At 57.4% G+C, this 24,254-nt stretch carries 15 protein-coding genes; 7 read left to right on the forward strand and 8 right to left on the reverse strand.

Going from position 1 to position 24,254, the window contains the following annotated elements; all coding sequences use genetic code 11:
- Positions 1 to 271 precede the first annotated feature (271 nt).
- Together FAES_RS00410 and crtD are read left to right on the forward strand one after the other, a co-directional pair.
- Positions 272 to 1,141, forward strand: a complete 870-nt coding sequence (locus tag FAES_RS00410; protein WP_041257305.1) for a YjiK family protein — start codon at positions 272 to 274, stop codon at positions 1,139 to 1,141.
- A gap of 109 nt (positions 1,142 to 1,250) precedes the next feature.
- On the forward strand, positions 1,251 to 2,732 hold the full coding sequence (crtD, locus tag FAES_RS00415) for a 1-hydroxycarotenoid 3,4-desaturase CrtD (RefSeq protein WP_015329196.1): 1,482 nt from the start codon (positions 1,251 to 1,253) through the stop codon (positions 2,730 to 2,732).
- A 68-nt stretch (positions 2,733 to 2,800) separates the two neighbouring features.
- Here crtD and moeB read toward each other — a convergent pair whose 3' ends face one another.
- Positions 2,801 to 3,940 (reverse strand): molybdopterin-synthase adenylyltransferase MoeB, encoded by a 1,140-nt coding sequence (gene moeB, locus FAES_RS00420; protein WP_015329197.1) that lies wholly within the window; start codon positions 3,938 to 3,940, stop codon positions 2,801 to 2,803.
- Positions 3,941 to 4,237: 297 nt separating this feature from the next.
- Between moeB and FAES_RS00425 the strand changes: the two genes are divergently transcribed.
- From FAES_RS00425 to FAES_RS00440, 4 genes are all read left to right on the forward strand, one after another.
- Entirely contained in the window at positions 4,238 to 5,719 is a 1,482-nt protein-coding gene (locus FAES_RS00425; RefSeq protein ID WP_310589897.1) for a DUF1800 domain-containing protein, read from the forward strand.
- A gap of 73 nt (positions 5,720 to 5,792) precedes the next feature.
- Complete coding sequence (locus tag FAES_RS00430; protein WP_015329199.1) at positions 5,793 to 7,022, forward strand: DUF1501 domain-containing protein; 1,230 nt, start codon at positions 5,793 to 5,795, stop codon at positions 7,020 to 7,022.
- 141 nt (positions 7,023 to 7,163) lie between these two features.
- Positions 7,164 to 8,069, forward strand: coding sequence for an OstA-like protein (locus tag FAES_RS00435; protein ID WP_015329200.1), 906 nt, complete (start codon positions 7,164 to 7,166; stop codon positions 8,067 to 8,069).
- Between the two features lie 11 nt (positions 8,070 to 8,080).
- Positions 8,081 to 9,475, forward strand: a complete 1,395-nt coding sequence (locus FAES_RS00440) for a tetratricopeptide repeat protein (protein WP_015329201.1) — start codon at positions 8,081 to 8,083, stop codon at positions 9,473 to 9,475.
- A 12-nt stretch (positions 9,476 to 9,487) separates the two neighbouring features.
- Here the strand turns inward: FAES_RS00440 and FAES_RS00445 are convergent, their stop codons facing one another.
- The 3 genes from FAES_RS00445 to FAES_RS00455 all read right to left on the reverse strand — a co-directional run bounded on the left by FAES_RS00445 (position 9,488) and on the right by FAES_RS00455 (position 14,700).
- Positions 9,488 to 9,781, reverse strand: coding sequence for a hypothetical protein (locus FAES_RS00445; protein ID WP_015329202.1), 294 nt, complete (start codon positions 9,779 to 9,781; stop codon positions 9,488 to 9,490).
- A gap of 109 nt (positions 9,782 to 9,890) precedes the next feature.
- On the reverse strand, positions 9,891 to 12,260 hold the full coding sequence (locus tag FAES_RS00450; protein ID WP_015329203.1) for an ABC transporter permease: 2,370 nt from the start codon (positions 12,258 to 12,260) through the stop codon (positions 9,891 to 9,893).
- Positions 12,261 to 12,273: 13 nt separating this feature from the next.
- Positions 12,274 to 14,700, reverse strand: a complete 2,427-nt coding sequence (locus FAES_RS00455) for an ABC transporter permease (RefSeq protein WP_015329204.1) — start codon at positions 14,698 to 14,700, stop codon at positions 12,274 to 12,276.
- A gap of 291 nt (positions 14,701 to 14,991) precedes the next feature.
- Here FAES_RS00455 and FAES_RS00460 point away from each other — a divergent pair, with 291 nt between their 5' ends.
- The gene (locus FAES_RS00460; protein WP_015329205.1) at positions 14,992 to 16,215 is read left to right on the forward strand and encodes an ABC transporter permease; all 1,224 of its coding nucleotides are present in this window, start codon (positions 14,992 to 14,994) and stop codon (positions 16,213 to 16,215) included.
- Between the two features lie 5 nt (positions 16,216 to 16,220).
- On the opposite strand, the gene FAES_RS00465 is transcribed toward FAES_RS00460, so the two are convergent.
- The 4 genes from FAES_RS00465 to FAES_RS00480 form a co-directional block, all read right to left on the reverse strand.
- On the reverse strand, positions 16,221 to 18,836 hold the full coding sequence (locus FAES_RS00465) for an ABC transporter permease (protein ID WP_015329206.1): 2,616 nt from the start codon (positions 18,834 to 18,836) through the stop codon (positions 16,221 to 16,223).
- Between the two features lie 14 nt (positions 18,837 to 18,850).
- Positions 18,851 to 19,180 carry a PadR family transcriptional regulator gene (locus tag FAES_RS00470; RefSeq protein WP_015329207.1) on the reverse strand — a complete coding sequence of 110 codons (330 nt, stop codon included), beginning with the start codon at positions 19,178 to 19,180 and terminating at the stop codon, positions 18,851 to 18,853.
- Between the two features lie 156 nt (positions 19,181 to 19,336).
- Positions 19,337 to 21,754, reverse strand: coding sequence for an ABC transporter permease (locus FAES_RS00475; protein WP_015329208.1), 2,418 nt, complete (start codon positions 21,752 to 21,754; stop codon positions 19,337 to 19,339).
- Positions 21,755 to 21,819: 65 nt separating this feature from the next.
- Entirely contained in the window at positions 21,820 to 24,234 is a 2,415-nt protein-coding gene (locus FAES_RS00480) for an ABC transporter permease (protein WP_015329209.1), read from the reverse strand.
- Positions 24,235 to 24,254: the final 20 nt, after the last annotated feature.

Genomic DNA, 24,254 nt, shown 5'->3' on the forward strand with positions numbered 1-24,254 from the left:
ACTATTGCTACGCGATGTTAAGCATATTCCCTAAGCATATACTCCCTTAAATGCAATTTTTTCTTACCATTGCCTTATTTATACTTTCATAACCGGGAAAGGTGTTAACCCAAGATCAAAATCGTACATATTCCGAAATGGCTAAGCGGTAACTTGTGAGACGCTCACTGAGTAGACTTTGGCGATTTGGCTAGCATTTAGCCAACTTTTTGATGTAACTATGCGTCTTACTAGTACTCCACCATTGGGGCCTCATCAATCCCTACAGCCAATGAGCGTTCGTCTTCTGTGTCTTTCTTTACTTGCTGGGCTAGCACTAGCCTGCGATACCACGACGCCATCGCCCGTCAATTTTGTGACCGAGCCGACCATGACGGCGATCGATCCGAACCAGATCGACGAGGCATCGGGGATTACCGAAAGCCGAAGCCAAGCGGGTGCGTTGTGGGTTGAACAGGATGGCGGTAGCCCGGCCGAACTGGCTCTGCTGGGTCACGATGGTAAGATTCGGGGGAAGCTGGCGATCCCGAACGCCACTAACCGCGACTGGGAAGACCTCACGAGCGGACCCGGCCCACAAAGTGGTTTGAACTACTTATACATTGCCGATATTGGTGATAACAACGGGCAGTATGGGCAATACACGATCTACCGTCTGCCCGAACCCGCTTCGGTAACCGACGTACCCAAGTCTGTTGAGCGCATTACCTATCGCTATCCTGATGGCGCACGCGATGCCGAAACGCTCATGCTTGATCCACAAACGAAAGATTTATACGTGGTATCGAAGCGTGAGGCGAAAGTCCACTTATACCGCCTGCCCTACCCACAGAGCACGACAGAAATGATTACAGCTGAGTTGCTGGGCGAGTTGCCGTTTACCTACGTAACGGGCGGCGCGTTCTCGTCGGATGGCTCTGAAGTTTTGCTACGTACCTACACCAACGTGTTTTACTGGAGTCGTAAGAGCGGCCAATCCGTTGCCGACCTGCTGCAATTGACCGACGCCCGCTCGCTTTCGTATCGCATTGAACCACAGGGCGAGGCAATTTGCTTCGAGCGCGACAACAAAGGCTTTTTTACGCTGAGCGAAAAAGCCAACGGCATCCAGCCAACCCTGAATTATTACGGCAAACGGTAAACAAATGCACCATGAATAAGGTACGATGTACAATGGAATGAGGGCGCATTGGTGATCCTGTTCAGTGTACATCGTACCTTATTCATGGTGCATTTGCTGTGATTTTACTATGAAAGCGGCCATTATTGGGGCGGGTATTGCGGGCATTGCCTCATCGATTAGACTGGCGATTCAAGGCTACGATGTCGAGGTATTCGAGGCCAACGCCTACCCCGGCGGCAAACTTTCGTCATTTGAGCAGATAGCACCCGATGGCGGCGTTTATCGCTTCGACGCTGGCCCGTCGCTGTTCACGATGCCGCAGCTGGTCGATGAACTGTTTAAGCTGGCGGGCCGCAACCCGGCCGATTATTTCCAGTACAGCCGACTCGACGAGACCTGCCGCTATTTCTGGGACGATCACACCCGCCTGACCGCCTGGGCCGACCACGCCCGTTTTGCGGCCGAAATCGAATCAGTATTGGGCGAACCGGGGCAACACCTGCTCGACCATTTGCAGGACAGCGCTTTCAAATACGACGTCACGGAAAAGTTGTTCCTGCACAAGTCGCTACACCGGCTGGGTACGTGGTTGGGGCGCGATGCTTGGCGTGGGTACGCTAGCCTGCCCAAACTGGGCGTATTTGGCACGATGAACAAGGCCAATGAACGGCGCTTCCGCCATCCCAAACTGGTGCAGTTGTTCAACCGTTACGCCACCTACAATGGCTCCGATCCGTATCAGACACCGGCCACGCTCAACATCATTCCGCACCTCGAATACAACATCGGCGCTTTTTTCCCGACCGGCGGCATGGTGAACATCACCAACAGCTTAGTGCGGCTGGCACAGGACCTGGGCGTGCAATTCCGGTTCAACACAAAGGTTGAGGAAGTTATCACTGATGGTAAACGAGTGGTTGGATTGCGCGTTCCAACGGCGGATGGATTGGTGAAAGCCGATCTGCTCGTCTCGAACATGGACGTAGTGAATACGTTCCGAAAGCTGTTGCCCAACGCCAAGCAGCCGGAGCGAATTCTGCGCCAGCCCAAATCAAGTTCGGGACTAATCTTTTACTGGGGGATCAACCGCACGTTCGACGAACTAGGGCTGCACAATATCTTGTTCAGCAACAACTACCGGGAAGAATTCGCGCAGTTGTTTGGGCAAAACCAACTTTACGACGACCCGACGATCTACCTGAATATTACCAGCAAACTCAAGCCCGACGATGCACCACCGGGCCGGGAGAACTGGTTTATCCTGCTCAACGCGCCAAACAACACGGGGCAGGATTGGGACGCGATCATCAACCGGGCCCGGCAGAACGTCATTCGTAAGCTGAGCCACACGTTGGGCGTGGATGTGGGTACGTTGATCGAAACGGAAAGCATTCTGGACCCGCGCAGTATCGAAGCCCGAACCTCAAGCTCGCAGGGTGCCCTGTACGGCAACAGCAGCAATAACCGCTTTGCGGCCTTTCTGCGCCACGCCAACTTTTCCCACGAGTTCGATAATCTCTATTTCGTCGGGGGTAGTGTACACCCCGGCGGCGGCATTCCACTCTGCCTGCTATCCGCCAAGATCATGAGTGATCTGGTGAATGAATAATGTATAATGCACGATGTACAGTGTCTGCGTTCGGTCACATTGTACATCGTGCATTATACATTATTCATTCAATACGTCACCATATCAGGCTCTACCTGCTGGGCCCAGGCGTGAATACCGCCTTCGAGGTTATAGAGGTTATTGTAGCCGGCCTGTGCGTATAGGTAGTTAGCTACGTTGGCCGAGCGGATGCCGTGATGGCAGTACACCACCACCGGTCGGTCGGTTGGGATGCGGCTGTGGCCCTTGCCCGCTTCCGTCGGGATCAGGCTGACGGGGATCAGGACGGCACCGTCGAGGTGGCAGAAATCGTATTCTTCCCGTTCGCGCACATCCAGCAGAAAAATATTTTCGCCACTAGCCAGGCGATCGGCCAGTTCGCGCGGGGCCAGCTTCTGCGGTTTGCCCGTCGTGGGTTTGGTCGATTGCAGGCGGGCGGCCAACGCCTGCCGCGCCTGTTCGTCGGCATCGGCCCGGCGGCGAATGCGTACCGTACGGGTGGTATAGGTAAGCAGATCGGTCATAAGCAGGCGGTCGGTGAGGGGTTCGCCGATGCCCGTCAGCAGTTTCAGCACTTCGCTAGCCTGGTACGTCCCGATAACGCCCGGCAATACGCCCAGAACGCCTGTTTCAGCGCAGTTCGGAATCTCCATCTGGCTCGGGCTTTCCGGAAACACGCAGCGGTAGGTGGGGCCGCGCTGCCCGTCGGGCAGGAGCGCGTTGAAAATGGCCACCTGCCCCTCGAACCGGTGAATGGCGCCATAGACAAACGGCTTACCCAAGGTTACACACACATCGTTGACCAAATACCGCACGCTGAAGTTATCGGTGCAGTCGACCACGATATCGTAGGCGTCGATCAGCGCCCGGGCGTTGTTGAGATCAAGGGCCTGCACGTGCGCATCCAGCCGCAATTCGGGGTTGAGACGCTGAAGGCGCGCCACCGCTACTTTGGCTTTGGGCTGCCCCACGTCGCCGGTCGTATACAGCACCTGTCGTTGGAGATTGCTCAAATCAACCACGTCGGGGTCGACCACGCCGATCCGTCCAACGCCGGCCGCCGTCAGGTATTGCAAGACGGGGCAACCCAATCCGCCCGCGCCCACGACGAGTACGCGGGCTTGCTTAACGAGGAGTTGCCCCTCGGTACCCCATTCGGGCAGGTTCAGGTGTTTTTGATAGCGGGCTTGTTCAGATGGTGTTAGCATGGTGTCGGGGTTGTGGAAAATAGCCGATTCATAAACGTTAAAGGCAACCGTTTTTTATCCACAGCGCAAAAGTTTTTTAGCCGGTAGCTGACTGGGTAGTCATTAGCCTTCAGCATCATTCGTTGTCATTTGCTTCGCGGCATTGATAGTCATTCGTCGTAAAAGCAAACAATGACCATCGATGACGCGAAGCAAATGACAACGAATGACACCGAAGGCTAATGACCATCAATGACCAACACGCACCACTAAACCTTTCTGTTCGTTGTTACTCTAACGGAAATAGCCCAATCAATGATGGAACGGATCACCCAACCGCAACTACGTCATTTGTTTGCCCGTGCGGCGTTTGGTGCCACACCCGCTCAGCTTCAGGAAACTCACCGGCAGCCCGTTCGGAAGGTAGTCCGGCAGTTGCTGGCCGACAGCCAGGCCTTCGAACCGTTGCAAATGCCCCTTGGCACCGACGACGCCAACCCCGGGCAGCCCGTGATGAATAAGAACGAGGCCAAACAACTGATGCGCGACGGCGTGATTAACCGCGAGCAACTGAGGGCTAAAATCAAGATGGCAGCCGTGGCGCAGCGCGACATCAACGTGCAGTGGATCAACCACATGGCCACCAGCCGGGCCGCGATGCGCGAAAAAATGGCCCTGTTCTGGCACAATCACTTTGCCTGCCGGATCAACCAGAAGCCGAAGCAGATGCTCGACTACGTGAATGTGCTGCGGCAACACGCGCTGGGCAATTTCGGGGAGATGCTGCTGGCCGTTTCCAAAACGCCTGCCATGCTGCAATTCCTGAACAACCAGCAGAACCGGAAAAACGCCCCCAACGAGAACTTTGCCCGCGAGGTGATGGAGTTGTTTACGCTGGGCAAATCCACGACCGGCACGCCCCACTACACCGAACACGACGTGAAAGAAGCCGCCCGCGCTTTTACGGGCTGGCAATATACGCCCGAAGGCGAGTTTGTGTTCCGTGAGCGCGTGCACGACGACGGCCCCAAAACGATATTCGGCCAGACAGGTACGTTCCGGGGCGACGATGTGCTGCAATTGCTGTTGAAAAATCCGCAGACGGCCCGGCACGTAACGATCAAACTGTACCGGGAGTTTGTCAACGAAACAATTAACAACCAACACGTTGACGAACTAAGCCGCCGTTTTTACAAATCGAATTACGACATCGCCGATCTGATGGAAGCGATCTTCACGGCCGACTGGTTTTTCGACCCGGCCAACGTGGGGGCACACATCAAATCGCCGGTCGAACTGCTGATTGGCATGCGCCACACCTTCGGGATGGTCTTCAGCGATCCGCAGCCGCAGGTTTTTATTCAACGGACGCTGGGGCAGTTGCTGCTCTATCCGCCCAACGTGGCGGGCTGGCCCGGCGGCCGCAACTGGATCGATTCGTCGAGTCTGCTGTTTAGGATGCGCCTGCCCGACTACGTGTTCAAGAATGTGAACGTACCCATCCGGCCCAAAGACGACGGCGACGTGAACCTGCAACCGCTCGACCGCAAAGGCGCGGCGCAGTTTACGACGCTGGTGGATTGGGCCGGTTTCCAGCGCCCCTATCTGGAGTTGGCCAACGAGCCCGTTGCCAGTAGCCAACTGCCCGAAGCGCTGGCCGCCTGCCTGCTGCCCTGGCCGCTGCGCCCCGATCAGAAAGCGCTGCTGTTACGTCAGTTGAAGCCGGGTCAGTCGGGGCCCGATCAGATCCGCACGCTGGCCACCGCCATGATGACCTTACCCGAATATCAACTCTGTTAACCGGCTTAGGGCCTGGCACTCGGCGCATTTAACTACCCCATGCCCCCCGCCCCAGGCCCCCTGCTTCTCCCCCATGAAACGACGCGATTTTCTCCAACATTCGGGTCTCGCTGCGGCAGGCACCCTGCTGATTCCCTCCTTCCTGAAAGCGTTTGAAGCCCAGGCTATGGCAAACCGGCAGTTGGGGCTTAGTCCCCAGTCGGGCAAGGTGCTGGTCGTGGTGCAGCTATCGGGCGGCAACGACGGGTTGAACACGGTTATTCCCTACCGCAACGACATCTATTACCGCGAACGGCCCGGCATTGCTATTCCGCGCGAAAACGTATTGACTCTCAACGACGAAGTGGGCCTCAACCCCGCCCTCGAACCGCTGCGGGCGCTGTATGACGACGGGCTGCTCACGGTGATCAATAACGTGGGGTACCCCAACCCCGATCGCTCGCATTTTCGGTCGATGGACATCTGGCATACGGCCAGCAATTCGGACCAGTACCTGAACTCAGGCTGGCTGGGGCGTTACCTCGACGCGTCCTGCTCGGGCAAAGCACAGCCCGGTGCGCCCTCCATTGGCCCGCATCAGGCCATCGAAGTAGACGACACACTGAGCCTGGCCATGAAGGGTGATACACTCAACGCGCTGGCCGTGCTCGACCCGAAAAAGCTCTACAACCAAACGCGCGGGCCGCTGATCGACGCGTTGGCGCACGCGCACGACGACGAGCATCAGCAGGCGGCTTACCTGTACAAAACCCTGGCCGAAACAACCTCGTCGGCAGCCTATGTGTTTGACAAAACCAAGACCGTCAGCCCCAACACATCGTACCCCAACCACGAATTGGGCAACCGCCTCCGCACGGTATCGCAGTTGATCCGAGCGGGCGTCGATACGAGCGTATATTACATCTCGCTCAGCGGGTTCGATACGCACATCAACCAGTTGGGCCAACAGGAGCGGCTCCTGCGCCAGTATGGCGAGGCCGTGGGTACGTTCATGCGCGACATGAAAGAGGCGGGCCGCCTTCAGGATGTGCTACTGATGACCTTCTCGGAATTTGGCCGACGCGTGAAGCAGAACGCCAGTAATGGCACCGACCACGGCACGGCCAACAACGTCTTCCTGATTGGTGGTACGGGCAACCGGCGCGTATTTAACCCCGCCCCGACTCTTATCAATCTCGACGAAGGAGATTTGCGCTATTCGGTCGACTTCCGAAGCATTTACGCCACCCTGCTCCATGACTGGCTCAACGTAGACGACACGGCCATCCTGGGTCGTCGGTTTGATCGGCTGGGCGTGGTGTAGGCCGTTCCAGGCGCTATGCTGTTGGTACCAAGCCGATGCGGTACCGTCGAAAAAGATGGGCGGCGGAGCAATCCGCGGCTGGTATTTCTACGTACCTCCGTTGGGTAACTCAACGGTTACGGCCCACGGAATAGCGCGGATATGGTTAAATTTTGGCTGGTAGCATCGCTGATAAGCGTGTCGGGTAGTGCGTTGGCTCAGCAGCCGTCTGTTGCAGCCACCGTTCGGCGCGATACCATTGCGATTGCGGCTGTTCCCGGCGAAACCGACGTGAGTTCACCCAGTAAGGGCATCCGCCGGTATGCCAACAACGTGCGGCTGCATCACCGGGGCACGCAGTTCTTCTGCGACGAAGCCATCCATCAGCTCGCTACCGATCGCATCATCGCCTACGGCCATATCCGGGTTGTTCAGGGCGATTCCATTACCAGTAGCAGTGATTCGCTGCGCTACGACGGCACTACCCGAAAAGCGACCTTTGCTGGCAACGTGATTTTCGAGCACAACAGTGCCGAGCTGACCACCAACCACCTCGATTACAACCTGACCACGGGCGCGGTTGAGTACAAGGGCGAGAGTCGTTTCTCCGACGGCCCCAACATCCTCACCAGTCTACAGGGCCAGTACGATACGCAAACAAAGCAGTTGAAGGCTGCTCAGCGAGTGGCGCTGGCAACCCCCCACACCACGCTACGCTACGATACCCTACAGTATGTGCTGACCGACAAGCCGGTGCCGACCATTGATTTTGCCGAGGCAACACAGCTCGACGCATCGGATATCGTCCGCCAGCGCACAGCCAACCAGAATCGGATCAGTAAAGCTGTTAGGGTCGATAAACCCGCGCCCAAACCGGTGGTCGCTCAGGTGCAGTCCCCTACCGATTCGGCTCAATTGGCAGGAGCGTCAACCAGCTTGCGCATTGCCAATGAGACAAAGCGGCCATCACGCCCAATTCCACCGGCAACGGCATCCGCGGTGGCCGACCCAGCCGGCGGCGAAAGCGAACTGGAGCGCCTCCTCAACAAGCCCCGGCAGACGCGTTAATCTGTTTTCTTATGTCTTCAATCAAATACTTCTTCAGCGCCCTCATTCTGTTGTGTACCTCGGTTGGGATGGCGCAAAACGCCCGCTCGGTTACCCAGGCGATTCATTACATCAAGCTCGCCAACACGTTGCGGGCGGTTAATAAATCGGACGAGTCGATCAACCTGCTGAAACGCGCCTTGCCAGCCGTCAACAAGAATCTGTATTGGAAAGCCGTGGCCAATGAATTGCTGGGCCTTTCCTATAACGACCTGCGGGATTCAGAACCGGCCCTGCGCTACCTAACCCGCTCACGGGCGCAATACGCGCAGCTCAAATACGTAGCCAGTGCCTGGGGCGTCAACGAGGTGATCCGGGACATTTCGGGCAAAAACCTGTATGCTGGCATTCAGATTGGCACGTCGGGCATGAAGCTCGCTATTTTCAAAACGCAGTACGAAAGCGATTTCTACGAAAAAGACATTCGGTCGGTGATCAACCTCCCCGACGTGTCGCTGGTAGCCGACGCAGCCAACTCGTTCGGGAAAGAGCGACTGGCTTTGCAGGAATGCCTCGACTCGATTCGCCGGTATAACATCCCCAACGAGCGGGTGTTTATCGTGTTCGACAACGACGTGCGGGGCAGCGCTGTCAACCGCGACCGGCTTTACAGCCAGTTGGTAGCGGCCATGCCCAACGGTACCAACCTGCGTATTGATACCACGCTCAACGCCGCTCGCGAGGCCGAACTCTTCACGGTTGGGGCCATTCCGCGCAAAGTGTGGCCATCAACCTCAGCCCTCAATATCGGCAGCGATAACATCATGGGCGGTTATTTCGACGACAAAAAGACGTTCCATCAGGTGACGGTGCCCATCGGCGTCAACGCACTGGTGAGCCAGATCGATCCGAAACGCTCGTTGGGTATCGAGGCCTACAAACGGGAAGCGCAGCGCGTCATCCGGGCGTTGCCACCCATCAACGTACCGGCGGGCATCATGGAGCGCCCCACGGTGGGCGTGGGCGGGGCAACGGCGCTGGCGCTGGTAACGTACCTGCACCCTGAAAAAGCGCAGACCACCGCTGTGCCCATCAGCCCGACTGATATTGCCCGGTTCAAAAAGCTGGTCATGGACGACTACGCGACGCTGGTTAAGCCCGACCTGTCGGTGGTGAGCGACGCCGCCACCCGCGAAAAAGCTACCCAGGACATTGTGCAGGTGCAGAACCAGCTGACGCAAAAGCAGTTGATCGCTGGCATTGCGCTGCTGGAAGCCACGATCAACGCCTACAATGGCAACGGCACGCCCAAGCGCTTCGTTTTTATCCGAAACGCCGACATCGGCTGGGTGACAGGCAAATTCCTGGAAACGATCAATTACGAGTACGAATCGACCATCGCCAAAGGGGCGCTGTACACCCGCTAGCCTATTGGTCGCCTAGGCCATCTGCCGCAGTCGCCGCTGTTTGGCCAAGTCTTCTTTGCGCACGAATGTGACGGGCACAAACTCATCGGTAGGCGCGCCAATATAATAGAGCGACCAGTCCTGATCGTAGGTAGCCAGGAGCTGCTGAATGCATTCGACCCGGTCGAAGCTGGGTACGGCGCAGTCGGCCCAGTAAAACAGCTCAACGCGGTAGTGCAGTGCCTGCCGCTGCCCGTTGATTGTAACCTCAATTTCGATGTCCTGCTTGCCAGGTACGTTGGGAATTGGTATAGCGATGTACGACATAAGAGAGGAGGTTTAGTTGAATGGACAATGCACGATGTATAATGTACAATGGTGGTCAGTCGGCGGATCGCTAATGCGACATAATTGTACATTATGCATTATACATTATTTACTCACTTCGTAAACTCTTCACGGGACTCATCAGAGCGGCTTTGATGCTTTGAAAACTGACCGTCAGGAAGGCGATACCCACGGCTAGCAAGCCCGCCAGCGCGAAAAGCCACCAGGATAGCTCGATGCGATAGGCGAACTTGGCCAGCCAGTTCGACGTAGCCCACCATGCCAGCGGCGAGGCCAGCCCAATGGCAATCAGCACCGGCTTGAGGAAGTCCCTGCTCAGCAAGGCGACGATGCTGCTCACGCTGGCGCCCAGCACCTTGCGCACACCGATCTCTTTCGTTCGCTGTTCGGCCGTGAAGGCAGCCAGTCCAAACAACCCCAGGCAGGCGATGAAAATAGCCAGACCTGCAAACAGCGTGGCCAAACGACTGACCACCGTTTCACTCCGATACTGCGTCGCGAAATCAGCATCGACAAACGAATAGGCGAAGGGAAACGCCGGGTTCAGCCGGCGGCAGACAGCCTCCAGACTCGCAATCGCCTGCTGCGTTTGCCCTGGCTGAGCCCGCACCAGCACCACTCCGGCATCACCTTTTTGCTGAAAGCGAATGACGAGCGGTCGAATGGCCTTGTGCAGGGAGTTGAAGTGGTAGTCGTTCAGCACTCCGATGATGGTGCCCGCTTTGCCCCATACTGTGAGCGGTTTACCGACGGGATCTTTGTAGCCAATCCGGTTGGCCGCCGCCTGATTGATCAGGTAGTTGGCGGTATCAGCCCTGAACTCAGGCGAATAATCGCGCCCCTGACTCACCCGCACGCCCATTGTTTTCGTGAAATCGTAGCCCACCGCCGTCATGGTAAACTGAATGGCAGCTGTGGGGTCTTTACCGGGCCAGCTAACTCCATCACTCGTGTTGTTGTTACCCAAAGGCCCGGACTTTCCGTACGTGACCGACTGTATGCCGGGCAGTTGACGCAGTTGTTCTCTAAAGGCCGAATAGTTAGGCACCAGGGCCCCTTCCAGCGGAAGCTGAATCAGGCCCGCCCGATTAAAGCCCAGGTTTTTTCGCTGTATGTATTGCAGTTGCTGGTAGATCACGAGCGTTCCCACAATCAGCAGCATAGACAGGGCAAACTGCACGATCACCAGCGCGCGCCGTACCGATTGCGCACCGCCCCCCACGCGGAAGCTACTCTTCAAAACCTGCACCGGATTGAGCGACGACAGGAAGAAAGCGGGGTAGCTACCCGCCAGCAGCCCCATCGCCAGCAGTATACCGACCATCGTCGCCCAGGTCGACGGCTGACCCAATGGCAGCGCGAGTTGCTTGCCGGTTAACTGATTAAAGCCAGGCAGGAGCAGGTTAACCAACAGAATGGCCACCAGCAAGGCAAGGGTCGTCAGCAGGATTGCCTCGCTCAGAAACTGCCCGATCAGCGAGGATCGTTCGGCACCAATGGCCTTCCGCACGCCCACTTCCCGGGCCCGCTTCACCGACCGGGCTGTTGCCAGATTCATGAAGTTGACACCCGCAATCAGCAGCAGAAACAACGCCACGACAACAAACAACCGGACATACTCAATGCGCCCCCCATCGCGGTGCCCGTCGGTAAAGTGCGAATACAGGTACGCTTCCGTTTCGGGTTGCAAAAACAAGTCGATCGAAAAGTAGGGACCAAAGTCTTTGTTACGTCCTTTCAGAAATGTCCGGAGCTTATTGCCTACTTTTTCGGGGTCGGCGTCGGCCCGCAGTTGCAGGTGGGTGCCGGGGCCGGCATTTTCCCAAACGGTAAGCCAGGGCTCACGCGCCAGATAGGCCTGCCAGTTGATCAGAAACTCGTAGGGCTCAGCCGTGTGCGGCGACAGGTTCTCGAAAACGGCCGTTACCTGATATGATTGCCAGTTGTCGATACGCAGGGTTTTGCCAACAGCCTGCTGCGGCGATCCGAAATAAAGAACGGCGAGCTTTCGGGAAATGGTGATGCTGTTGGGATCGGTAAGCGCCGATTGGGGCGAACCCGCCAGCAGCGGCAGGCTGCACATGCGAAACCAGTCGGCGCCAGCAAAACGCCCCTGCTGCCGGGCGGTCTTTTGGCCACCCTGCAACACGTGCTCTTCGGGACCAGAAAAACCGGCCGCATAGCGCACCTCGGGCAGAACGCGCTTCAGTTCGTCGGCCAGGATACCGGGCGTGTCTTCGTCGGTGACGATGCGCCCGTCGGCCTTTTCGTGTTCCATCACCCGGTAGAGGTGCCGGGCATTGGGGTAATGGGTGCCGATACGCCGTTCGTCCTGTACCCACAATAGAATGAGGATGCTGCTAGCCAGCCCCAGCGCCAACCCAACGATGTTGATCGCCGAGAACATCTTGTTCCGAATCAGATTGCGCCAGGCAATTTTGAGGTAGCTGCTCCACATAATCAGCTGCGGGTTATTCGGTTCGTAAACTCTTCACGGGGTTCATCAGGGCAGCTTTGATGCTCTGGAAACTCACCGTCAGGAAGGCGATGCCCACAGCCAACAGGCCAGCCAGCGCGAAAACCCACCAGCTGATCGGCGTGCGGTAGGCAAAATCAGCCAGCCAACTCGACATGGCCCACCACGCCAGCGGTGAGGCCAGCGCCACGGCCAGCAGCACCAGTTTAAGGAAATCCTGATTCAGCAGCGACACGATACTGAACACGCTGGCACCCAACACCTTGCGCACACCGATTTCCTTCGTCCGCTGCTCGATGCGGAGCACGGCGATGGCAAACAGGCCCATGCACGACAGGAAGATGGCTATGCTGGCGGCGGTGGTGAAGAGGTGGCTCAGGCGGGCTTCCCGGCGGTACCAGCGGTCGGTGTTTTCGTCGAGAAACGAGCCCAGGAATTCCTGTTTGGGCGCAATGGCTTTCCAGACGGCTTTCACCGTCTCCATCGATCCCGGCAGATTCGTCGGCCTTACGCGCACCAGCAGGTAGCGAACGGGCGCGCTGCGGGGGTCCATGTGCAGCACAATGGGTTGCGCTTTCTGGTGCAGTGAATACAGGTTGAAATCGGCAACGACGCCCACCACCTGAAATTTACCTTTTGACGAATCGGGCAGAATGAACTTGCCCACGGGGTTCTTCTCCCCCATCTGCTTGGCCATACTCTGCGAGATCAGCACCGACTGGCTCGAATCGCTGCCGTAGGCCGGATCAAAATCACGACCCTGTAACAACTTGATGCCAAGCGCCTTGAGGTAGTCCGTATCGACCCGCACCCAGTCGCAGCCGACTTCCCGTTTGCCATACAAAAAGCCGTACATATGCCGCGACGACGAGCCATCCAGCCCGTTACCAATGTTGACGCCGGTGCCACTCACCGCCAGTACGTTGGGTTGGCTGGCCAGCCGGTCGCGCAGCAGGCGCAGGCTCGTGGTGCCGTCCAGATCGCTGCCAACCGGGATGCTGATCACCTGTTCGGTGGTGTAGCCCATCGGCATTTCGCGCAGGTACGTTAGCTGCTGATTCATCACCAGCGTGCAGACAATGAGCAGGCTGGCAATCACGAACTGCACCACAATCAGCCCGTTGCGCAACAGACCGGGGCGGCCCGTCTGCAATTTTCCTTTCAGCACCGATACGGCGTTGAACCGCGCAATGATCCACGACGGATAACCACCCGCTAGCAGCATGATGAGCAGAAACGCCACCCCGACGCCCAGCCAGGTACGTGGTTGCGACAGGTCGGCGGTGGTCAGGTTGGCCCGGAACAACGTATTGAACTGCGGCCGGGCGACGTAAGCCAACCCGATCCCCAGCAGGACAGCGACGCCGCAGAGCAGTGCCGTTTCGCCCCAAATCTGGGCGAAAAGTTGCCCACGCCCGGCCCCCAGCGACTTCCGCACGCCCACTTCGCGCGCCCGGGTGAAGGCCTGCGCCACCGTCAGGTTCACGAAGTTGATGCCGGCGATAAAGACCATAAACGCCGCAATCAGCAGCAGCGTGTAGATGTACGTTTTGTTGACACCCTGCCCGCCCACGGTTTCCGTATCGAAGTGCACGTCGCGCATGGGCAGCAGCAGCAGGCTTTGTTGTTGGCCCCGCTCATTTTTGGCATAGCCCTGCTCGTTGCGCTCTTTGATGTTTTTGGCCATGTACTTCTGCAAAAACGCTTCGAGCCGTTTCTCAACGCCCGCCTGCGTGGCCGACGCGGCCAGCTTCACGTAGACCTCATGGTCGCCGTGGTTCCAGTTGGTGCGTTCCTGCGCGTAAGCACCGGCGTTTTCAATGCGCATCAGCGCGTCGTAGTCGACAGATGAGTTGTCGGGGAAATCGGCAATGACTCCCGTGACGACGACGTTGGTAAAGGTGCCGTTGAGGTTCACCTGCATCGATTTGCCTATCGGGTTGGCCGCGCCGAACACGCTTTTCGCCATGTTTTCGCTGATGACAATGTTGCTCTTGTCGGCCAGCGCCGTTTTGGCATCACCTTTTTTGAGGGCAAACGAAAACAGCTTCAGGAAATCAGGATCACAGAAGCGGACCATCTTATTGAGGGCTTTGTCGCCGTAGCGCACCCCGCCCGAGCCTGTCATCCAAGTCGTGGCCGCTTCGATCTCGGGGAATTCGGCTCGCAGTGCCGGAATCAGCGGGTAAGGCATCGACGCGCTATGGTTCAGCTTCCCTTCCCGGTCGGTCGATGAGAAATAGAGCTTAAACATACGCTCATGATCGGCGTGAAACCGGTCGAACGAGAGCTCGAAGGCGGAAGTCAGCCCCAGCAACAACGCCGACCCGAAGGCCACGGCGAGGCCCAGCCCGTTGATGAGCGTGTGAACCCGGTGTTTCCAGAGTGTTCGGAGCGCGATAGTCAAGTAGTTACGAAACATAATTGATCAACGTGACAGAGTTGAGTAGACCACTTTGGGCAGCACACGCCAACCGGTTGGCCAGTAAGGTGTTAGCCTCAGCCGTTGGCTGACCAAACCCCGTGCCTTTTTTACAAGTACCTGATAAACAGCGGCCTATTTGCCCGCTTCTGTCCGTTTACGGACGAGGGCGGCCAACGTCGGACAGTGCGCGTTCCGGCAACACCCGACCGCCCATCCAATAAGCATTGTACTAGCTACCCTACCTGCCTACTTTGGTTCACCAACCCTGCTACTGGTTAGCGCCTTCTAATGAAAAAGATCGTCTTTTCGTTTGCAACCGCCCTGCACCACATCCGCACCCATTTTTTCCACACGATCCTCTCGATTTTGGGGATTGTCATTGGCGTGGCGGCGCTGGTGGCCATTCTGTCGCTGATCGACGGGATGGAACAGTATGCGCAGGAGCAAATCACCAAGACGACCGACCTGAAGGCCGTGCTGATCCAGCCCAATCTGTACAAATCGGTGAACGACGTGCAGGTGCGCAAAGACGACTATGCCTACTTCACGCCCGCCCGGTTCGACAGCCTGCGGGCGTCGCTACGGGCACCGGTAGGGGCTTACCTCTACAGTCGGCAAAACGGCGAGGTGACGTTAAAGGCCGATGGGCGTAAAGCGGGCACGCTCATCAGCGCGGTGACCTGGCCCCTGCACCCCGACCTCACCCTGTTGCACGGCCGGACCTTTACCCAAGCCGAACTGATTGGTCGGCAACCGGTGGCGTTTATCAACCAACGGCTGGCCAAACAACTCGTGGGCAAACGCCCCGAACAAACGGCTATTGGCCAGCAAGTCACCTACCAGCACCTGACGCTGACGATCGTCGGGATTGCGGCGGATAAAGATGCGCGCTCCGGGCAGTTGCTTATGCCCCTGACCCTGCTCCCCGACAGTGCCCTGCGCGCCAGCCCGCCGATGGGTGTCGTTGAAGCCGGGCACGTGGAGGACGTACCTGCGCTGAAAACGCAGCTCGAAACCTGGCTCAAAGCCAACATGCCGCATCAACTGGCCGATTTTTCGGTCATCACCAACGAGTTGCGCGTCAGTCAGGCGGCCAAAGGGTTTATGCTGTTTCGCCTTGTGATGGGGTTGATCGTGGGCATTTCGGTGCTGGTGGGCGGTATCGGCGTGATGAACGTGCTGCTGATTTCGGTGACTGAGCGCACCGTCGAAATCGGCGTCAGAAAAGCGCTGGGTGCTAAAAAGCGGGATATTCTCTGGCAATTCCTGTCGGAGTCGATCACCATCTCGACCTTCGGCAGTATGCTGGGGCTGATGCTGGGGATCCTGAGCACGCTGGCCTTCGTCCCGATTATTTCAGCCGTAACCAACGTACCCTTTCAGGCCGCCTATACCTGGAACACCCTGCTGATTATCGTGGGCGTTGCCATGGTGATCGGCATTCTGTTCGGCACGTACCCGGCCATGCGCGCCGCCCGCCTCGACCCCGTCGAAGCGATCCGGCGCGAGTAAGCCAGTTATTCGCTTCGTAACGACTGCACGGGATTCATCAGCGCCGCTTTGACGCTCTGGAAGCTGACCGTCAGCAGGGCGATACCCAGTGCCAGCAGCCCCGCCAGCGCGAAGATCCACCAGCCTAGGTCAATTTTGTAAGCGAACGTACCCAGCCACGTCGATACGGCCCACCACGCCAACGGCGTCGCCAACACCAGCGCGATCAGTACCAGCCGCACAAAATCGACCGACAGCAGCCGCACGATAGCCAGCACACTGGCTCCCAGCACTTTGCGCACGCCGATTTCTTTGGTCCGTTGCTCGGCGGTGAAGGTCGCCAAGCCAAACAGACCCAGGCAGGAGATCAGAATAGCCAGCACGCCGAAGTAGTTGATGAGCGTGCTCACCTGCTGCTCCCGGTCGTACAGTTTTTCGTAGGCTTCGTCGAGGAAGTGATAGGCAAACGGGTAGTTGGGGTTGAATTGCTTCGTCAGCCGTTCCAGATCGGCCAGTGCCTGCTTCGCTTGCCCGGCGCGGGGTTTCACCAGCAGGTATTGCACATTCGGCGGCATGAACGCCACCACCAGCGGCCCGATCGGCTGATGCAGCGAGCCAAGGTGAAAATCCTTCATCAACCCGATGATGGGCCCCTTGCCAAACCAGAACGTGATTTGCTGGCCAACGGGCTTATCCATCCCCATCAGCTTGGCGGCGGCTTCGTTGACCAGGTAGCAGGCCGTGTCGGCAATAGCGTTGGGCCGGAAATCGCGCCCATCGAGCAGTTGGATGCCCGCCGTTTTGATAAAATCGTTGCCTACCGACATGGCCGACACATCCACCAGTTGCTTTGCTGGCTGACCCGCCCAGTGCAGGTCGGTGGTGCTGCTCTGAATGTTCAGCGGCAGGTGCGCGGTGGTCGTAGCCGACGCTACCGATGGACGCTGAAGCAATTCTTGCCTGAACGCTTCGGTCTTTTCGTAGTCATTGAACGTGCCTTCCAGCCGCATGTACACCACGTCGGTGCGGTCGAGGCCCAGGTGCTTGGTGCGCAGGTACGTCATCTGCCGCCCCACCGCCAGCATGCCGATGATGAGGAAAATGGACAGCGAAAACTGCACCACCACCAGCAACCGCCGAAACTGAGCCGGCCCCCGAAACGCCGATCCCGGCCCGAACGACAACCCCGCCCCGCGCAGGATACGGATGGGCCGCAGTCCCGACAGAAACAGGGCCGGGTAGCTCCCCGCCAGCACACCCGTGAGCAGCACCAGCCCGCCGATACCCAGCCAGTATAACGGGTTGGTGAGGTCGAGCGCGAGGTGTTTGTCGAAAACGGCGTTGAAGGTGGGCAACGTCAGCCACACGAGCAGGAGCGCCAGCACCACGCCCAGCAAGCTCATCAGCATCGACTCGCTCAGGTATTGGCCAATGAGCGCCAACCGCCCCGCGCCCACGACCTTCCGCACGCCGACTTCCTTGGCCCGCAGCGCCGACCGCGCCGTGCTGAGGTTCATGAAGTTGATGCAGGCAATCAGCAGGATAAACAGGGCCACTACCGCGAAAATGCGCACGTATTCGACCTGCCCGCCCACGGCCACCCCATTCTCGTAGGTACTCCAAAGGTGCATGTCGGTGAGGGGTTGCAGGATAATCTCCTCCTTATTGTTGAAGGTGGTGTAGCGCCGAAAAAGGCCTTTCATGGCGGCTTCGGCCTGTTGAGCGGTGGCGGTGGGTTTCAGCCGCAGGTACGTCTGCACGGAATTAAAACCCCATTCGGTTTGCCAGACCTGCTCCTGCGCGTTGAAATTGGCCAGCCAGTCGAACCGGAGCGTCGAATTGTGAGGCAGGTCGTTCAGCACTGCGCCCACCACAAACACCTTGTTATTGTCGAACTGAAGCGTTTGCCCTACGGCTTTCCCGGACGGAAAGTAGCACCGGGCCAGCGTCTGACTGATCACGATCTGATTGGGATTGGCCAGCGCCGTTTTGGGGTTGCCTTCCACGGCTGGTAAAGCAAACACGTCGAAGAAACCCGCCGACGCGTATTGGCCCGTTTCTTTCGCCACTTTGTCGCCCACCCGCACCAGCCGTTCCGATGGCCACGTCAGTTTGGTCGTCATGGCCACCTGCGGCACGTCGCGGGCAATGGCATCGCTCAGGGGGCCGGGTGTGGCCGTAGCCGTTTGGGTGTCGCCGCCCCGTATGCTGAAATTAACCCGGACGTAGTGGACCTGCTCGTGGTTGGGCACAAACCGATCGTAGCTCAGTTCATCGTAGACCCACAGGCCGATGAGCAGGCTACACGCCATACCCAGCGCCAGGCCAACCAGGTTGATGAATGAATAGGTGGCGTTCTTGGTGAGGTTGCGCCACGCCACAAGCACGTAGTTGCGGATCATATCAGGGTGGAAAACGAAAAAGGGTTGATGGTCAGGTACGTGTTTCGACTGGGCAAACGGCCGCAGCAGCCGCAAGGCGCTCAGGGCATAGCGCCAGTTGGCGCGGCGGGGGCCCTGGGTACGTACCCAATGCGGGTAGAGTTCGAGCAGATCGCCCTCGACCTCTTCGCGGGTGTCGGGGTGGCCCCACCAGCGTAGCAGCGTAGTGGCCCAGCGGGGTGGTTTGGCGTGTGGCTTCATCAGCGGCGAGGGTATCAGGCGATTTGAAATTGGGGGGGCAGGGCGTCCCAAAGCTGGGTACGTACCTGCTTCACGTCGATCAGAGCTTTGCGGCCAGCGGCCGTGACGGTAAAAAACCGCTTTCGCCGCCCGCCCCGTTCGGCAGTAGCCCCGCCCATCTGGGAGCTGAGAAACCCTTTCTCTTCCAGCCGTTGCAGCGTAGTGTGCACGGTGCTGAAGCCGACGTTCCGGCCGGTTTGCGCCTCAATTTCCTGCGTGATGGTTACGCCGTAGGCAGCTTCACCTAGAATGGCAACCATTAGCAGCACGACCTCTTCAAACTCGCCCAAGAATGCTCGTTTCATAGCCTGTCTATTTATTCCGATTATGTCGATCAAATCAGATGCCAGTTAATGCAAAAGGCCCAGACATTGCTGTCCGGGCCTTTTTGATGGGAATTAGCGTACTACGCATTGTCCAGAAACGGACAGCGGTTGGGACAAGCCGGACAGCGGTCGCGCCTACTCGCTGCGGAGCGATTTGACCGGGTTGACCAGCGCGGCCCGGATGCTTTGAAACGAGACGGTCAGCAACGTAATGGCTACTGTACCCAGCACAGCCCCCGCGAAAATCCACCACGACAGGTCAGTGCGGTACTTGTAATCAGTCAGCCATTCACGGAGGTAATAGTACGCGATGGGTACGGCAATTAGGCTGGCGGCACAAACCAGCAGAATAAAATCTTTTGAGAGAAGCACCCACAGATCAATTAAACTGGCCCCCAGCACCTTACGCACGCCAATTTCCTTCGTGCGTTGCTCAGCCGTGAATGAGGACAACCCAAGTAACCCCAGGCAGGAGATAAAAATGGCCAGCACCGCGAACCCACCTGCCAGCGTTCCGATTCGCTCTTCCGACGCAAACTTTTTGCCGAATTCCTGATCAGCAAACTGATAGACAAACGGAGCCGATGGGACGTATCGTTTGAACGTAGCTTCGATAATAGCCATCGACTCGCGAGCGCTCCGGTTAGGACTCAGTTTGAGCACGATCCAGTTGGCGTTCTCGTAATCCATGAAGTACATCGCCTGCTTCACCGGCTCGTAAGGTGATTCGGCCAGCACATCTTTGATAACCCCCACAACAGTGAAGTCCTTCACCTGTGGATCGAATCGACCTCCCCGCCGGATAACCGTGCCGATCGGATGTTTTAGCCCCATGAACTTAACGGCGGCTTCGTTGATGATGACAGCCGACGAATCGGTGGTGAACGTGCGCGAGAAATCGCGGCCTTCCCTGAACTGCCATCCGACCGTTTTGCCGAAATCATGCGTCACGAAGATATTCGAGAAATCAGGGTCAATGGATGGGTCTTTGCCGGGCCACCTAAAGTCACTGCTGTTTGACCACACCCCCGTAAGCGGGCTGGACGATTCAGCCATGTTCTGAATGACGCCCGCGTTGGTCAGCTCGGTTTTTAGCAGGTCGTATTTGCCGTAGAAGGCAGGCGACAGCATTTCCATCATAACCAGGCCGTTGCTGTCATAGCCAAGGGGCCGGTTCTTGGTGTGCTGAATCTGCCGGTACACGATGACAGTACCGATAATCAGCGTCAGGGAGACCGTAAACTGGAGTACAACCAGTACTTTGCGGGGAACCGCCACCAGCCCGCCCACGCGAAACTGTAGCCCCTGTCCCTTCAGCACTTTGATGGGCTGGAACGACGAGAGATAGAAAGCGGGATAACTACCCGCCAGCAACCCAGTGATGCCGATGAAGCCCAGACTAATCAGCCAGAACAAGGCTTCGGTCCAGGGAAACATAAGGCGTTTGTCTGCTACCGTATTGAACCAGGGCAGCAGGGCCAGAATCAGCAAAACGGCCCCGATGAATGCCAGCACGACGACCAGAAACGACTCGCTAAAAAATTGACTGACCAGTTGGCCTCGTACCGACCCGACGGCTTTGCGAATACCCACTTCTTTGGCGCGTTTTTCAGACCGAGCCGTACTGAGGTTCATGAAATTGATACAGGCCAGCAGCAGCACGAAAATACCTACCAGCCCGAACAATCGGACGTACTGAACGTAACCGCCGACCTGTACGCCTTCTGTCCAGTTCGAGTACAGCCGCCAGTCGGTCATCGGGTGTAGAAACAGCGTCGGGTTATATTTTCGGTCTTCAGCGGGTATTCTGTTCAGCTTGGCGTTTTTGATGCGTGCACTCACCGTCTGCATATCGGCGTTGTCGGCGATCTGAACAAAAAGCTGAAACGAGTTATTGCCCCATTCCTGGCTGTCCAGCGTCCGTTTCACCCACGGGCTAATGGACACGAACAGGCTCCACGGGGCAATGAACGTGAGGTTCCGAAACTCCGTACTGAACGGCAGGTCCTCGTATACGCCCGTCACCTTCACATTGGCCCGCCCCTCGATGTTAATGAGTTTACCCATCGGGTTGGCGTCGCCAAAAAGTGCCCGCGCTGTCGACGCCGAGAGCAAAATGGAATTCATTTCGGCTAGTCCCTGCCGACTCCCTTTCAGCATATGTAACGACAGGATTTCGGGCATAGCGGCACCCATATAGTTGCCCGACCGCAGGAGTTTTTTATCACCAACCGACAACACCCGGTCACCCTCCCAGGTAGCCATAGCTATGTGTTTGAAATTGCTGCCGTAGTTGGTCTGCAACTCCGCATCGAGCGGGGTTGGGATAGACGCCTGCGTACCGATGTGGCCGTTAAATAATTGGTGCTGCATGACCCGGGCAATGCGGTCATAGTTGGCAAACGATCGGTTGAACGATAGTTCGTCCCAGACCCACAGACCAATCAGCATGGCGACGGCCATACCTACGGCCAGCCCGCCGATGTTGATGGCCGAGTATCCTTTGTTACGGATCAGATTCCGCCAGGCAATTTTGAGGTAATTTGAGAGCATGATGTCGCTATTTTGTTCTTTCCCGTTCGTTGAGCGGGCGGTTTAACCGCTCGGGAAATAACAGTTTACTCGCTGCGGAGCGATTTGACCGGATTCATCAGGGCGGCTTTGATACTCTGAAAGCTCACCGTCAGCAAAGCGATGCCAATCGCCAGCAGACCCGCCAGCGCAAATACCCACCACGACACGTCGATGCGGTAGGCGAAGTCGGCCAGCCACTGATTCATAGCCCACCAGGCGAGCGGCGTAGCGATGACAATGCCAATGACAACCAGTTTCAGAAAGTCTTTACTCAGCAGGGCTACGATATTAGGCACACTGGCTCCCAACACTTTACGGACGCCGATTTCCTTGGTCCGAGCCTGAATGCTGATGAGCGCAATGGCAAACAGGCCCACGCACGAAAGCAGAATAGCCAGCCAGGCTGCCGTCACAAACACGGTGGCCAGCCGCTGCTCCCGTTTGTATTGGTTGTTGACATTCTCATTCAGAAACGACCCCTGAAACTGTGAGTTGGGGGCCATCGTTCGGTAGGTACGTTCGAGCAGGGCCATCGTGGACGCGGGATTGGTCGCGGCGACCCGCACGAAGATGTACGACAGTCCGAATGGCTTGTTGAAGAAGAGGGTTATTGGTTCAATCTGATCGTGGAGCGACGCGAAATGGTAATCGTTGACCACCCCGACGACCGTTTTACCGCCCTCGATCGGGATGATCATGCCGATGGGATCCTTCACGCCCATATGCCGGACCATCGACTCGTTGATCAGACACGATTTGGCCGAATCGCTCGGAAACTGCCGCGACAGCGTCCGACCGGCCACTAGTTTCAGTCCCAGCGTTTCCACGTAGTCATAGTCGATGTTCAGCGCGTTGGTCTGGTATTTCTTCTCGTCGAGGGTGAAGCTGTATTTCGATTTAGAGCTTGCCCCATCCTTACCTCGGCCCAGGTTTATATCGCTCCCTGTGATGTCCAGAATCTGCGGCTGATCGGCCAGTTGGTTGCGCAGGTACGTCAGCAGCCGGTAGCCGTTGGTTTCGTAGCCTACGGGGATGCTGATAACCTGGGTCTGATCGTAGCCCAGCGGTTTGTCGCGGAGGTAGTTCATCTGCCGCCAGACCACCAACGTGCAGCCGATGAGCAGTACAGACACAGCAAACTGCAAGACAATCAGCGTGTTACGTACCCCGCCCACGCGCCCGCCCCGGCCCACTTTGCCTTTGAGCACTTCCACGGCGTTGAACCGCGATGCCAGCCAGGCCGGGTATACGCCCGTTAGCAGACTGATGAGCGTAAAACTCACCAATAACCCCAGCCATATACCAGGCTGCTGGAGTTGGGCAAAAGACAAATGCCCATTGAAGATCGCGTTGTACCGAGGGAGCAGGACTACCACCAGCAGCAGCCCGGTGATCAGCGCGATGGAACAGATCAGCAACGCCTCACCGCTAAACTGACCGATGATCTGTTGCCGCAGGGCGCCGAGTGCCTTCCGCATTCCCACTTCCTTGGCCCGGTTGAGCGAACGGGCAATCGACAGGTTCACGAAGTTGATGCCCGCAATCAGCATGATCAGTAAGCTCACGCCGAGCAACACACGTGGGTACGTCCGGTCGACGGCCCGGTGATCGTTGACCCGATCAAAATGAACGTCGGACAGATTGGTTAGGCGCAGGCTGACGAATTCGCCCCGTTCGTCGGGCTGAGCACCCTGGCGACGGGCTTGAGCAATATCTTCCGCATACTGTTTTTTGACGAACGGGACCATCTGTTTTTCAAACGTTTCAGCTCGCACGCCGTTGGCCAATTGCACGTACACGTCGTGGGTACGCCAGTTCCACTGGTCACGACTGCTCTGATATTCCGGAAAGTTCTCAAACCGGATCAGCACCTCGTTTTCCAGCGTCGAGCTGGCCGGTGCATTCCTCATTACGCCCCGCACCACGAAGGCTTTCTTCACCCCGTTGAGGTTCAGCGACAGCAACTGTCCTACCGGTTCATTTTCTCCAAAAACCGCCTGGGCAACCTGCTCATTCAGGACCAGATCGTTCAGGTTGTTCAGCGCTGTGCGGGCGTCTCCTTTCGCCATTGGAAACGAGAACATCCGCAGGAAATCGGCGTCTACGTAATCGACATCGCCGTTCCAGATGCGCCCGTTTCGCACAATCTGCCCGTCGCTTTCCTCAAAGCGGGTGGCGTACTGAATCTGGCCCGGGTAATTGGCCCGCAACATCGGCATCATCGGTATGGGCATGTTCGTGCCGTACTCTACCCGATCGGTATGTACTTCCTTCAGCGATAGCCGGTGAATCCGTTCCCGGTTCTGGTGAAACTGATCGTAAGACAACTCGAACTGAGCCGCCAGAAACAGCAGAATAGCACTGGCAAAGGCCACCGACAATCCAATTACGTTGATGGATGAGTGTGCCTTTTGCTTCCAGATCGTCCGCAGGGCAATTTTAAGGTAGTTCGTGAACATCAGACGGGAATTTATGCGCT

Source organism: Fibrella aestuarina BUZ 2 (genome assembly GCF_000331105.1).
Classification (GTDB): Bacteria; Bacteroidota; Bacteroidia; order Cytophagales; family Spirosomataceae; genus Fibrella; species Fibrella aestuarina.